The organism is Ructibacterium sp. SJQ-7 (genome assembly GCF_054696575.1).
In genome coordinates this window covers 2611017-2624565 of sequence record NZ_CP195193.1, presented here as the reverse complement: position 1 = coordinate 2624565, position 13549 = coordinate 2611017, and the positions used below count along the sequence as shown (strand labels likewise).

Genomic DNA, 13549 nt, shown 5'->3' with positions numbered 1-13549 from the left:
CGTCTGTACATTGTGTCACCTCATTTTTGGTACGAAAAAAGCACGCCGTAAGACGTGCTTAATTTCAATATTATAATGTTAAAGTTTTTTCCCAGTCCTTTGGAAAACCATAATCTTCAGGACTTACAACATCTTTATATTCTTCAAAGATTTGAGCAATATTAGAAATTATGTAATTATTCCATTCATCTTTACTTGGCATTAAAAAACGCATTACATTTATAATGTCATATATGCAGTGAGATATATTATTCATACTATGTTTTTTACTCTTTTTAGGTGTCTTCTGTACCTTAAATCTATATAACCTCATATAGTGTGCGCATACATTTCGTAAATAAGATATACATTCAATCCAGCTCTCCAAATAAACGGAACCTATATTAAATTTTGATGCAATCTTCTTTTTTAGAGGTGTCTTTAAATTTTTATAACAATTCCACACCATTCCTAAGGTAAAAATTTCAATAGCTACCCAAATAGGAAATCTTCTGTCATATTTCTTTATGTGATGTTTTACGAATGGTATTTTACTATTTCTATTTATTGCTTGTCCAAATTTTTGTAGTAGTTTTTGGTGTTCTTCTTCATCCACGAAAATATCTTTGTTTAAGTAAGATGTTGCACAGGTATTCATCGCTATTACATAAGCGATTTTCGTCTTTAAATTATGTTCAATACTCTCTATCGCGTATAATATAGTAGACCTAATACGTCTATCGCATAGATATATTCTATACGCTTGATTAAAAGAAATGTTTTCGTAATTGTCATCTGCATTTTTATATGTATGTAAATAACCAGTAAAATTATAATAATTTACCGATAAAAGTACATTTTGAGCGAATTCAACATCTTCAATAACTAACTTTCTACCACCTAAAATTTTTATTTGTTCTTCTATTGTAGTCGGTCTTTTTATTTCCATACAATACTCCTAAAATAAAAAAGCAGCCTCAACATGGTACGCATTCGCATTGCGAAGAGGCGTGTTGAGGCCTATCTCATGCGTTATATTATATTCTATCTGCTTAAAAAAAGCAATAGTTTTTTAGAATTTTTTTCTTTTTATTTTTATATTACCATATTAATGCTGTATTGTCAAACAAATATTGACAAAATGCACAAATTATTATATATTAAAAACAAAAAGGAGGCTACAAGCTATGAAAAAATTTATATTAGGTTTTATAACAGGCGGTATAATCTGTGCGACCGCGACAGGTTTCGCCGTAGAATATGCCGTAACGGCTAACCCGTTCCCTGTTGCCGTAAACGGTACGGAAACAGCGATAGAGGGTTACAATATCAACGATAATACATATTTCAAATTACGTGACGTTGCCGACGCTGTCGGCGGTTTCAATGTTGGTTTCAGCAACGATACAATCACTATTGACACCGATACCGCCGCACAACCAACACCGACACCGACTGTAAAGCCGTCCACAACTGACTTGTCACCTTTGCCGGAAGTCGCAATCGAAGTTATTGACGGTGTGCAATATGTCCGTAAATCAAACATTGAAGAAATGCTCCAAGATATTGGTTTAGGAAATTATGAATTTGCAGGCTCATACTTCTACGATAAAACTCGTCATGACGGAATATCTGTTCTTGAAAATATACCTTATTCAGAGAATGATATTACTTTAATTCCGTATGATTATTATGTTTCAACAATCATACCTGTCATAAATAGTTTGAGATAGCTTAATAACTCCCTTTTTGAGGGAGTTATTATTTTACTAACTTTCCAAACCTGCAATTTTCTTTTCTATTTCGTGTATTTGTGCTTTTAGACTATCTAAATCAGCTTCATTCAATAATCGTTTACCGTTCTGCATAACTTTAGCAGCATTAAGCTCTATTGATGACATTGCCCCGATTGCAAGGTTATTACCGCCGTTTGTAGTCTTAATGCTTGTATATCCGCTTAATAATATACCGCTTTCATCAGACCATTTATATATCGTCTTGCCCTCGTCGTTTACATATGAGCTGATATATCCAACTCTTAAATACTGTCCTACACTCGCGTCTTTATTTACATTGATGTCAGTATCTGATTCAATCTTTGCACCTCTTATTGTACCGCTGAAAATTCCGTTACCCTTTTCATCAAAAAATATTACAGGGTTTCCGTCAACGTCATATAACAGAAATACAAATTGTTTTTTATTATCAACTTCATCATTACCGATATGTATTCTATCTCTTTGACTGTCCTTTATCGTCAGCAAATCGCCGACAATCTTCAACAGCTCGTTGTCGCTCTGCACTTCGTTTCGGTCTGTGTTCACCGTTCCTTGTACTTTTCGGATATTTACACTGTTGTTCGCTGTCTGCCACTTTGCATGTTTCTTTGTTGCCTGTTCTGTCTGCCATAGTCCGATAAAAAAATCACGTCTGATATGCCCGATTGATATATTGCTCTCTTTCGGCTCCAACGGATATGCCTGATACTCAATTACCCTCTGCACATATTCCGTACCGTCTATGTCAAATACGTGTACCGTATCGCCTATTTCCAACTTTTCCGCTTCGCCGTATTCAGCTAATTTGGATAGGTCAATCAATTTACCGCTGATTGTCAACTGCGGTGCATCAATTCTATCTTCGTTGTCCTCGTCAAATTCCCACTTCGCATTTCGGTACAGCTTTTCTGCTGACGTATAGTCGCTGTAATCTTTGTACCCCTCTTGTACTCCGTATTTTTCAATGTTTGGACTGTCGATATATGCTTTGCCACCGTTTACACTGCTGACCGTTAAATCGTCACTTCCGAACGCCCATAAACGCGTTATCATATCGCTTACGTTGCGTTCTATTGATATGCTTTGCATATTCTTTTCTAAACGCAGTCTTACACCGTTATCCTTACCTATACGTTCAACAATGGCTATGTTACATACAACGTTGTTACTGCTGTCAATGCCTGTTTCGTGATATATTTCGCCACGTCCCAAATTTTCTATTATCGTTTTTATAACGTCCCACAAATTAGTTTTATCCGTTGAGAAAAAATCAATTAACAGTTTGTCATCTGCTACCCACTTCATTCCTTTGGCGGTAAGCTCTGCCTCTGTCATAATGTGAAAAATGCACCTTTCCCCGACATACTTTTTAAATTCTGATATAATATCAATCGCTTGTTTTAGAACATATCTTGAACTTTTACCGATATTATCACCGATTGTCGGTATAAATGCTTTCTGTGCCTCATATACGAAATGCGGTGTACCGTAAACGTGCAATGTGTCTGTACCGTTTGTATTTCGTGTTGTTCGGCTGATTTCGTATATATGACCGTTTACACTAACCAACATATTTTGACTGATTAGACGCGCCTTTTCGTCGTATGGATAGTCAAATTCAATACTTCCCGTATCGTTCAATATCCTTGTTTCCTTGACGTTATAGGCGTTATTCAGCACCTCGCCCGTTTCAAAACTGTCTGTATATCTGTCGTGCAATCGCATAAATGTTATCTGTCCCATTTGTATATATCCTCCGTTTCTGTATTCCACACATACTGTGGATAAAATGAAAATTCGACCGTTGCCGTCGTGGATAAATTTATTGTATTTGCCCCTGTTTCCAGTTCAAAAAAACTACCTTTGATTTTTTTCATAATACTGTTGCCGTTTACGTCTGTTACCGACTGTTTGTCGCAGTCAATAACGCAGTTTTCCGACACCGTAATACTGATACCGTTACAGGTTATCGTTGTAGGTTTTGTGACGTTTGTAACACGCAAAACAGGTCTGACAGGGCGGTCGCCTGTGTTATGTATTGTACTGTCGCCTGCCGTTGTAATCGTGTAATATTCATTCGGTCCGATTGGTATTTCATCATCTAATTTGATATTTTGGCTATCCAATATCGGACCGTCAAAAATATCAAATACCAACGCCGCCCACGTCTGCACTTTGAACGACACCGAAATGACCGCTTTGTGTCCGTAGTTTTCGGGTTTGTAATCTATTGTTTCAATAACCGACGCATTCCATTTGACATTGGGTGTGTCGTCAAATATCAACTCACCGCGTCCCATTAACCACGTTGTGATTTTTGTGATTTTGCTGTTCAGTTCAGACATATCCGCCGCCGATATTTGCAAATTCATTTTAAATACACGGTTTTTATAAAATTCACGGTTGTACGCATTTGCCGTTGAAAAATCATATTCACCGTCTATATACGGGCTGTCATATGTCTGTATTTTCATTTCCGGTTTAATCGGACGTGACTGCGTTTGTACAGTCACGCCGAAATCGTTTGAATGTTTGTTTTTAAAATAAAATCCGTTTCGCATTTTCTACCTCCGCACGTTATACATAGCTACCCAAAACAGCGCTGTCTGTCGTATTGATTGTAATTTTACTGTTGTTGTTATAGTTCTGCTGTTCAATCTTAATGCCCTTAATAGCCTCTATAATCTCGCCCAAAGTCTTGGTTATCTTATCATTACCGCCGCTGACTTCCTGCGTTATATCCGCCACAATTCCCGTAACGTCTATACTGTCAATGTTGGTTGCAATGGACTTGATGAAATCAGTCTTGCTGTTTTCCAACGCGTCATACTCTGCCTCCAGTTTTTCAATCGTGGCATTGTTTTTGACTTGCAGTTGATACAGTTCCTCATCACGTTGCAGTTGTTTCATCTGCTCTTGCAGTTCTTTGTACTTCTGCTGTCCTCTGTCTGTTACTGCATTTGCGTAAATATCCAACTGTGCCTGTGTTTCGGACATATCAGCCTTGCGGTCCTCTACCGTCCAACTGTCCTGTAATGCCTGTTCCTGTGCAGAAAATTCATCACGCAGTTTATTGATGTAGTCCTGCTGTTGCTGTAGCATATCGTCAAACGATTCGCCCGCTTGGTCGAACATATCGTGATTTAGTTCAGTCATATTTTCGTTGTATTCTTTGCGGCTGATTAACCCCAAATCATAGTATTCCTGTGTATACTGCTGAATACGTTTTAAACCGGCGATATATTCTTCATCAGTCATACCGTAATACTTGCGTTGTTCTTCCAACCAGTTCTTTGACTGCTCCACACGCTCCGAATACATATCCGAACCTAATTCACTTTGATACTTGTCGAACTCGTCCTGTGTCAACTCGCCGTTCGCCAATTCCTCACGGTGCCTGTCCATAACTCGGTTATAGGCATCAAGCGGATTATCGCCGTTATCTTGCCAGTCGTTGAAATATGTATGCTCGCTGATGTAGTCCTTAGATATGTTGTATTCTTGTTCAATCTGTTCTTTGCGTTTATCTAAATATTCTTCATTCAGCTTGTTTTTAGCCTCTACATATTCTTTGTGGCTGATTATACCCTGTGCGTACATTTGTTCGGTGTACGTCTGTATTCTGCCGATACCTGCGATATAATCGGCGGCACTCATACCGTTGTATTTTTCTTGGTGTTCCAACCAATCGCGACTGTATTCGGTCATATTCTCGTATAACGTTGAACCTATACTTGACATTTCTGTCGTATAGTCCTCCCACGTCATACGTCCTGCCTCGACTTCCGCCATATTGCGGTCACGAATACGGGCAAATGCGTCGATAGGATTGTCACCGTTGTCGTCCCAGTCATTCAGTGCCGCGCGTTCTTCAATGTACGACTTTGACAGGTTGTTTAGCTCCTGCGTGCGTTTCTGTGTCAGACTGAATATTTGTTCCTCAATATCGGCAATATCCTTGTCATTCGACTTGAATTTCTCTTGAAATTCTAACCACTTCTCTAATTCTTGTGCAGTCGTTACTGCGTGCGTTTTGGTGTAATGCGTCCAATCGTCCTTGGCTGATGTAAACGCGTCCGAATTGTCTTTTCCTGTTGCGTAATGCGGTATACCCATACCGTTCATTATCGCCTTAGTTTGTGACGCTGTGTACACCTTTGCACCCTTTGACAACGGCAATACTACGTCCTTGCCCTGTGGTATAAATGCACGTCCTTTGTCAACGATTAATTCTCGTGGGTCAGATATACCCTTTTCATCATTAACCATTGCCAAACCGCCCTCAAAATTTTGTGTACCTTTGGCTTTTTTGGCTTTTTTTACGAACATTCCCGAACTGCCAAACTTGGCCGCCGGAACATTTTGATTACTCAATCCACCAACTTGAACCGTCTGAACGGTCAGTGTTACTGTTTTATCTTTTACGGTATCTAAATTAGCCTTTGCACTCTCAACGCCTGCTGATGTGTTATCCTGTGCTGTGATTTCTGTATCGTGTGTTGTAGGAATCAGATTTATTTTGCCTGTGGTTAAATCAATAACACCGATAGCCTCGCCGTTTTCGGCAATTAGTTTCGCCGTTCCGGTTGTACCGTCATATTCGGCTATTTTGTATTCTGTATTATCTATTGTTGCAATGGCGGGTGTTCCGTCTGCTGTAAACATGACCTCACACTGTTTGCCGTCAAGTTGTTTTGTCTTTTTCTCGACATTATCAACACCGTCTGTGTTGCCCTCTGTGTCAACAGTTACAACAAACTTTTTGCCCTCCAGTTGTCGAACTTTGGCGGTCAAATCATCAACTACTTCAAATCCGTCTGCGGTTATCTTGATACGTTTTTCATTCGGTATCAGTCCCATAGCACGCGACATTTCGGTCAACTTGTCCGCTGTCATATCAATACCTTGCTGACTTCCCTCGGACATCATATCCTTTAATATGCCGTTTATATCGCCTTTTTCAACGGCTTGGCGTACGCTGTCAAATCCGTTTTTAATTAAAGCAGTACCCTCAACGATTTCCTCGGTCGTCAATCCCATTGTTTGACCTGTTTCATTCATTTTCTGAACTACATCATCAATTTTGCCCTTATTTACTGCATCCTGCATATTCGTACATTCGGAATTTAACAGACTGACACCGACCGCCGTTTCCGCAGATGATGCTCCGAACTCTGTCATTGAACGAACATAGCCGTTAATTATGTTGTTCAGTGCGGTACCGTCCCCGTTTGCCGCCTGCTCCCACGCAGCAGACAAATTCTCAACACCGTTCATAGCCAACGCCGCCGACTGTGCATAGCTGTTCATATCTAATTTACCGACGTCGATAAATTCTTTCATATCCTTTAAGGATTGTTCAATTCCGGCGCCGTCTTGATTTAATGCAGATATTTTAATTAATTCAGTTTCATAGTTTGCCAGTTCTTCTGATACGTCGCGTAGTTCTTTATGAGATTGGTCCAGAGCCTGTACTTGGTCGTAATACTTTTGGGCTTCTGTTGTTGCTACCGAATAATTTGCCGCAATAGACGATAACACGCCTTGCGCATTCTTCATTGATTGGTCTGTTGTACCGTTTTCGTATGCGTGTCCGGAAACTTCTTTATAAATTTCTTGTGCTTTTTTGTAGCCCTCCGCCGCAGTTATTTCATTTTTTGAAATTTTTGCAGTTATGTCACTAACTTTTGATTTAGCCTCTGAATACTTCGTCTGTAATGCTAATTCTTTGTTATAGTTATCTTCCGCGATTTGGCGGTCCTCTTTGTATTTTGCGTCTTTATTTATTAGATTTGATAGTTCTGAACGTTGCTTATTGATATTAGACTGCAATTCATTTTTAGACAGTTTGGTTACTTGTTCAACAGCGTCGTCCAAATTAGAATTATCGGAATTGATTACAAGATTGTATTCCTGCGATAGCATTTCCTTTATTTCTTCTAACTTGCTTTTTGCATTGTCAACTTGTTCTTGACTGCTTTCGGGGCTTTCAATAACCATTTTTAACGATTTGATTTGCCCCTGTACTTCATTCAGCGATTTGTATTTTTCAAAGCTTTCTTTGACCTTTTCGTTGCCCTTGGATAGTCCCTCGCTCCACCTGTATTGCGATTGATACCATTTGTCATATGCAACCTTTCCGCCTATCGCCGCCGTAGCAATACCCGCAACAGCTAACGCCGCCGGTCCGGCAACAGAACCTATGCTCGCAAGTGTCGGTGCAAACTTCGCCAATGCTCCGCCTGCTGAAAATGCCTTTTTGATGTTGCCGACTGCCTCAACAATTCCGCCAACACCTTTGATTGCTCCGGCACTGACTTTTGAAATAGCACCTATCGCAATAACTGTCGCACCCGTATTAACAACAGCACGTTTTTGTTCGTCGTCCATTTGCGACAATCCTTTTGCAAAATCGGCTACTGTGGTGCTTGCGTCTTGTATTGACGGCAACATTGTTTCGCCGATACTTCTTGCCGCCTCAATAATATTGTTTTTTGTGTTCGCCAATTTTGATGCGGTCGTTTCATTCTTTGCATTAAATTCTTCTTGCAATGCCGTATTTTCTTGGTATGCGGTGTTTGAACGATTGACACTCTCTGTTACTAAATCATAACCGTTGACTAATGCCATCATAGCCTGTATATCCTGTGTATTGTTTATGCCTAAATCATCTAACGCAACAGTTAGATTTTCGGCAGACTGCAAGCCTTTTAATAGTCCGTTAAATGCACCGGAGCTGTCAGTATTCCACTGCTCTTTAAATTCTTCCGCACTCTTACCGCTGTACTTTGCAAATGCTTTTAAACCTTCACCGCCGTTTGCAACCGCTTTTTCGATAGATAGCCACGTTCTGCCTATCGCACTACCGCCCATTTGTGCCTCAATGCCGAGTGATGACAGTGCCGCAGAATAACCCAACACGTCCGCCGCTGACATTCGTACAGATGAACCGTATTTACCCATACGCAATGCCATTTCCGCGATTTCCGATTCAGTCGTAGCACTGTGGTTACCCAAATCAACGATTGCGCTGCCGATATTACGGATTTCGTTTTGACCGACACCCATAACATTCTGAAAACGTGCCAGTGTTGCGGCACCCTCTTCGCCGACAAGGTTTGTGGCTGAACCCATTTGTGCCATTACCTCCGTAAAGTCGATAATGTTTTCTTGTGATATACCCAACTGACCGCCCGCCGCCGCAAGTTCGTTTAGTTCAGTCGTTGTTTGTGGTATTGCGCCTCTGCCGTCAATACCTGTTGTTGACAAATCAATAATGCCTTGCTTTATTTTGGCTAACTGTTCCGGTGTAGCGTCAACCGTCTTTTTAACTCCGGCAAAACTATCCTCAAAATCTATCGCAAACTTGGCACTCGCAACACCGCCCGCGGCAAGTGCAGTCGCCGCATACTGTAACGGTTTAGTTACAGTATCTATACCCTCACCGACTTCTTTCCACCGCTTACCTGTATTCTGTAGGTTCTGCGCCTCATCTGCACGTTCAGCGGCTTTTAAGCCTTTCTCATATTCCTCGTATTGCTCTGTTGCTTTTTTGACGGTTGCTTGTGCGTCGGTATATGCCTTTTTACTTCCTGACAATGCCGCCTCTTGCGTACGAATAGAATCGGATATACTTTGACTTTGCTTTTTGTATGCCTCAATCTCGGTATTTACCCAATTCAATGCCTTTTGGTTGTCTTTGTATGCAACACTGTTTTTGTCAAGACTTTTGTTCGCCTCTGTAAGCAACCGTTTTTCATTTGAACGCAAAGAAATTTGTTTATCTAATTCCGTTTTCTGTGCTTTCAGTGCCGTAACATTTTTATTTACAGACTTGACGTTATCCTCATACGCTTTTTTTGTATTCGTCAATGCCGTACGGCTTGTTTGCAAGGTAGTTTGTGCGTCCTGCATTTGCTTTTTATATGCCGTAAGACCTTTTGTACTCGTATTATTATTTTTGCTTTGCGTCTGCTCCAATTTTGACAATTCGCTTTCAACACTGCTAATTGTCGCCTCTAAGTCGGACGCGTCACCTCTTATTCTTACTACTAATTCCGCCGCGTCAGCCACTACAAATCACCTCACTACATTCCATAAAACATTTTTAAATACGGGTCATTTCCCGTATATTCTTCTTCCTCGTCCTCGATTATAACTGCAAGTAATAATCTTGGGTCTTGTTTTGCCAAATCATTCGGCAATATACCGTGATATTTCAGCATTGTCCCGTATAAATCGCTTAATCTTCCTTTTCGGTTGCCTGCTCCGGCAGGCTTTCCTCGTTTTTTCCCGTAAAATCGTCCATAAACCACTTCATAACTTCACGACACATTCTCATTTTTGCTGAAACAGCCGTGTCCAAAATATCTTGTGTCGCCTCTGTACCCTCAAACAGATAGTCAACGGCATCTGCACATACCGACGTAGCCGTTACTTTTTCCCCCTCTGCAACGTCCATATATTCTTTTTCAACCAACGTTGCCGCACCGAAACACCACGGTTTTGATACATACTTCTTTTTGTTGTGTACAAATGTTAATACTCTTTGCATTGTTACTCGCTCCTCTCTATACGAAAAAAGCACGCCTTTCGGCGTGCCTTGTCTTACAGTGCTTTCTTCACTGGATAGTAGTTCATATCCTTAAACCAGTTTTCCTCAAGTTCTGTCTTTGTAACGCCCTCCGGCAAATCGCTTTCGTCAAAGTATGCGTAATAGTTGTTGTCAAAATCACGTTGTACGGCTGTGTATGTAGCCTTTGCGGTTTGCTTTTCAGGCGCACCGCTTGACGCTTTTGTTTTGCCGCCTACGTTTGACGCAAAGCTGTACGAACCCTTGTAATATCTTACATAACGGTATGAGCCGTCGGATTTCATAATTCTCCACGCAACACCGAAATAAACGGTTTTTGTATCGTTGCCGACCTCTACTACACCGTCTTTTTGTGTCAGTCCACGCCACATTGAATCAACTTCCGGTGGAATATCGGCATTTGTGATGTCGTGACCTAATTTTTCAATGTAGTTTGATGTTTCATACGCACCGTTATCGGCGTCAAAAACATCACTGCCGCCTGCGTCTGTCGGTGCAATTTCGACTGTACCTCTTAAATTGTACGGATCACCATATGTTGCGCCCTCTGATGTGTCTGTTAAAACTGCGAAAAATGTGTACTTGTCCACACCTATTGTAGGTAGTGGTTTTCTTTTTGCTGTATTTGCCATAAATCAATCATTCCTTTCTACTACTTTCGTAAATCTCATTGTCCTATGTTTTATGCTTTTATCATCGGGATTTGGTACGTCCATTGTCATTTCGTGATAATATTCATTATCAGTCAACAATTTATATACCCTCTCCGACAATTCAAAACACGTTTGCGGATAATCGGCGTAAATATCAATCTGAACAGTCGTATCATTCGTAACGACCGTATTGTCATATGACATTGAGCCTTTGTCCGTTAGTGTGTAATATGCTATTGCAGGCAATTTATTAAAATTATCGGGATATGCAAAACATACACTTACACCGTCTATTTGCTTTAAAATATCCCGTAATTCCAAACCAATATCAAACACCGTACCCCTCCTTGAATTTTGCGATTATCTCGCTGATGTTATTTTTCAGTGCAGGTACGAGGAACGGCTGTGGTGCTTGCCCCGACGTTGTGTAAAATCGACCGCCACTGTAATACGTCCAGTGTCTTTTTGACGTATGCGAAACAGATTTGTCGCCCTTTGAGCCTGTGCCGAATTCGACATAAATACCGTAATCGGCAGTCGGACCGATTGCAACACTGTCACCGTCCACTTGGCTTACGATACTGCCTTTTAATCGCCCTGTTGCAACAGGACAGTTTGCCACTGCGTGCGCTCTTACGACTTCACCCGCCATTGCCAAACCTCGCTGTATTTTATCGCCCGACGCATACTGTGTCAGCTTGTCAACAACGTCGTCTATCCCCTCGATTGAAAAATTCATTTCAGCCTACTCCTCTCAAGCATTGCTACCAAACCGCTGTCCCATTTCTGCACATATGTTATATCGTATATATCGCCGTCATATTCAACCTTACTGCCGACATTTACATCGTCCGACATATCACAGAACATACGCATTTGACATTCTATATCAAGACCGTATTCTTCTCTTGCTCTGCCACCACTGTACGGTTGTATATCTGCTTTGATTTCGGATAATACCGTCTTTTCAGCTTTGCCTGTATAGTCGTCAATCTCGTATTCTGCAATTATGACGTCTTTATTATAAAACCTACTGAATACCGACATCACTCGGAACACGCCCCTTTCGTTTGCGGAACGGGTCAAGACGTTTATAATAATTGCTGAAAATCTCATCATTATCATTTTCGGCATATGTTACGGAACGTTCGCCCTCGCTTACGCTCTTGACTACTTCGGGACTTTTACTGTCCCCGTAGCCTTTTATTCTATACATATCCGCCGCAATCTTCGGAACAAGACTTTCAAGCTGACGGGGCAAAACCTCAATATGACAGTAAGACATAATCATATTAATTGTGTCGTTAATCAAAAAGGACAACAAGCCGTCTTGCTCGTCGTCCTTTATTCCTAACAACATTTTCAGTGTCCCTAAATGCTCCATATTATTCACCGCTTACAACGTCGGCACTGCCCGACTTTCTCGCTTTGCCGTCTGCGGTAACTTCCGCAACTGTAATCTTGTGACCGTTTGTCGCAGTGATTTCGTCACCGTTGTTAAACTCTGTCCACTTCGACAAATCGTCGTCATACGCAACACTTGGAGCGGTGCTTGCGGCAGCCTTGTAAACCAACTTGTGACCGCCGATAGGCTTTGGCGATACCGTAATAACGGTGTTGCCTGTTGTGCCTGCAACCGATTCAACTGTCAATTCGCCGAGTGTCGGAACACCGTTCTTAAATGCGGCAAATGCGTCGTCCTTGACAACAAGGAAACCTAAACGCATAGTAGCCTTGATTGCAACCATATCTTGCTCGGCAAGTGATAGCGGTTTACCGTCACTGTCAAGAGTGCCTTGTAGTGTTGCCTCTGTAAGAATTTCATAGTTGATACCTGCACGCATACCGACAACGGCATACTTGAAGTTACCTGTGATAATATCGGCACGTTTATTGTCCCACGCACCGTTACGTACAAATTCGATAGGCTGACCGTACAGCTCACCGCCTGTTGTACCGTTGACATATGCAGGTGCGCCGTTTGCGTCACGCAATTTTCTCAGCATATTCTTAACACCGATACGACCGATAAATCCCGACGGGTCATAGCCGTTTTCTTCAATCATCGACATTGCGTCAGACATAGCAATATCAATATTTGCGTTGTCTGTAACAACCATATGCTTACTGTCGATAGCGTTCATAATGTTTGTCTTGAACGGTGAATTTGTACCGAAAATGCACGCCGCGTCAATCGCTCTGTAGAATGCCTCTGCGATTTCTGGCTTTAGTTCTTCAAATACGCTGATAGTCGTATCTTCCAACTTTTCTTTTGTTACCGGAATAATAACGGCTAACTTCTTAGCCTCGATTTCAGGGTGAATCCAAGTAGCACCGCTTGTCTTAATTCTTTCACCCTCACCGACCCAGTAAGCACCCGGACCGTCTGTAAGTACGTTAAACTTCTTTTTCTCGTGTTTCATTTCCTCGACTTTCGCCATTCTTAAAACACTTGAACCCCTTGTCACCATTTTGATGATGTCTGTTGCTTGCTCGACAGGCACAAAGCCTGTCAATTCATTTTTCAAATAACCCATTTATTTCAC

The 13549-nt window shown here is 41.2% G+C and carries 13 protein-coding genes; 1 reads left to right on the top strand and 12 read right to left on the bottom strand.

Going from position 1 to position 13549, the window contains the following annotated elements; genetic code table 11:
* Positions 1–70: 70 nt before the first annotated feature.
* The gene (locus ACSAMO_RS11460; RefSeq protein ID WP_022230062.1) at positions 71–928 is read right to left on the bottom strand and encodes an Abi family protein; all 858 of its coding nucleotides are present in this window, start codon (positions 926–928) and stop codon (positions 71–73) included.
* Between the two features lie 238 nt (positions 929–1166).
* Between ACSAMO_RS11460 and ACSAMO_RS11455 the strand changes: the two genes are divergently transcribed.
* A complete protein-coding gene (locus tag ACSAMO_RS11455) occupies positions 1167–1712 on the top strand; it encodes a hypothetical protein (RefSeq protein ID WP_022230063.1) in 546 nt (181 codons plus the stop codon).
* 36 nt (positions 1713–1748) lie between these two features.
* Here the strand turns inward: ACSAMO_RS11455 and ACSAMO_RS11450 are convergent, their stop codons facing one another.
* From ACSAMO_RS11450 to ACSAMO_RS11400, 11 genes are read right to left on the bottom strand one after another with little or no spacing between them, the layout of a single operon-like run.
* Positions 1749–3500 (bottom strand): phage tail spike protein, encoded by a 1752-nt coding sequence (locus tag ACSAMO_RS11450; RefSeq protein WP_499209362.1) that lies wholly within the window; start codon positions 3498–3500, stop codon positions 1749–1751.
* Positions 3488–4318: a phage distal tail protein gene (locus ACSAMO_RS11445; RefSeq protein ID WP_499209361.1), complete on the bottom strand. Its 831-nt coding sequence runs from the start codon at positions 4316–4318 to the stop codon at positions 3488–3490. The genes ACSAMO_RS11450 and ACSAMO_RS11445 overlap by 13 nt, the downstream gene beginning before the upstream one ends.
* Positions 4319–4334: 16 nt before the next feature.
* Positions 4335–9830: a phage tail tape measure protein gene (locus ACSAMO_RS11440; RefSeq protein WP_499209360.1), complete on the bottom strand. Its 5496-nt coding sequence runs from the start codon at positions 9828–9830 to the stop codon at positions 4335–4337.
* Positions 9831–9844: 14 nt separating this feature from the next.
* Positions 9845–9982 (bottom strand): hypothetical protein, encoded by a 138-nt coding sequence (locus ACSAMO_RS11435; protein ID WP_412293919.1) that lies wholly within the window; start codon positions 9980–9982, stop codon positions 9845–9847.
* A 17-nt stretch (positions 9983–9999) separates the two neighbouring features.
* The gene (locus ACSAMO_RS11430) at positions 10000–10311 is read right to left on the bottom strand and encodes a hypothetical protein (RefSeq protein ID WP_412293920.1); all 312 of its coding nucleotides are present in this window, start codon (positions 10309–10311) and stop codon (positions 10000–10002) included.
* 53 nt (positions 10312–10364) lie between these two features.
* The gene (locus ACSAMO_RS11425; protein WP_499209359.1) at positions 10365–10982 is read right to left on the bottom strand and encodes a major tail protein; all 618 of its coding nucleotides are present in this window, start codon (positions 10980–10982) and stop codon (positions 10365–10367) included.
* A gap of 3 nt (positions 10983–10985) precedes the next feature.
* Positions 10986–11339, bottom strand: a complete 354-nt coding sequence (locus ACSAMO_RS11420) for a hypothetical protein (protein ID WP_337600086.1) — start codon at positions 11337–11339, stop codon at positions 10986–10988.
* On the bottom strand, positions 11332–11742 hold the full coding sequence (locus ACSAMO_RS11415) for an HK97-gp10 family putative phage morphogenesis protein (protein ID WP_482490551.1): 411 nt from the start codon (positions 11740–11742) through the stop codon (positions 11332–11334). The genes ACSAMO_RS11420 and ACSAMO_RS11415 overlap by 8 nt, the downstream gene beginning before the upstream one ends.
* Positions 11739–12050, bottom strand: a complete 312-nt coding sequence (locus ACSAMO_RS11410; RefSeq protein ID WP_499209358.1) for a hypothetical protein — start codon at positions 12048–12050, stop codon at positions 11739–11741. The genes ACSAMO_RS11415 and ACSAMO_RS11410 overlap by 4 nt, the downstream gene beginning before the upstream one ends.
* Entirely contained in the window at positions 12034–12387 is a 354-nt protein-coding gene (locus tag ACSAMO_RS11405) for a phage head-tail connector protein (RefSeq protein WP_499209357.1), read from the bottom strand. Before ACSAMO_RS11405 ends, ACSAMO_RS11410 begins: the two co-directional genes overlap by 17 nt.
* 1 nt (position 12388) lies before the next feature.
* On the bottom strand, positions 12389–13540 hold the full coding sequence (locus ACSAMO_RS11400) for a phage major capsid protein (protein WP_499209356.1): 1152 nt from the start codon (positions 13538–13540) through the stop codon (positions 12389–12391).
* Positions 13541–13549 lie beyond the last annotated feature (9 nt).

Excerpts from the sequence above, each read along its gene's own strand:
- ACSAMO_RS11415 (WP_482490551.1), bottom strand. The coding sequence starts at position 11,742 with ATGAATTTTTCAATCGAGGGGATAGACGACGTTGTTGACAAGCTGACA.
- ACSAMO_RS11410 (WP_499209358.1), bottom strand. The coding sequence starts at position 12,050 with ATGTCGGTATTCAGTAGGTTTTATAATAAAGACGTCATAATTGCAGAA.
- ACSAMO_RS11405 (WP_499209357.1), bottom strand. The coding sequence starts at position 12,387 with ATGGAGCATTTAGGGACACTGAAAATGTTGTTAGGAATAAAGGACGAC.
- ACSAMO_RS11435 (WP_412293919.1), bottom strand. The coding sequence starts at position 9,982 with ATGCTGAAATATCACGGTATATTGCCGAATGATTTGGCAAAACAAGAC.
- ACSAMO_RS11400 (WP_499209356.1), bottom strand. The coding sequence starts at position 13,540 with ATGGGTTATTTGAAAAATGAATTGACAGGCTTTGTGCCTGTCGAGCAA.
- ACSAMO_RS11455 (WP_022230063.1), top strand. The coding sequence starts at position 1,167 with ATGAAAAAATTTATATTAGGTTTTATAACAGGCGGTATAATCTGTGCG.
- ACSAMO_RS11450 (WP_499209362.1), bottom strand. The coding sequence starts at position 3,500 with ATGGGACAGATAACATTTATGCGATTGCACGACAGATATACAGACAGT.
- ACSAMO_RS11430 (WP_412293920.1), bottom strand. The coding sequence starts at position 10,311 with ATGCAAAGAGTATTAACATTTGTACACAACAAAAAGAAGTATGTATCA.
- ACSAMO_RS11425 (WP_499209359.1), bottom strand. The coding sequence starts at position 10,982 with ATGGCAAATACAGCAAAAAGAAAACCACTACCTACAATAGGTGTGGAC.
- ACSAMO_RS11460 (WP_022230062.1), bottom strand. The coding sequence starts at position 928 with ATGGAAATAAAAAGACCGACTACAATAGAAGAACAAATAAAAATTTTA.
- ACSAMO_RS11445 (WP_499209361.1), bottom strand. The coding sequence starts at position 4,318 with ATGCGAAACGGATTTTATTTTAAAAACAAACATTCAAACGATTTCGGC.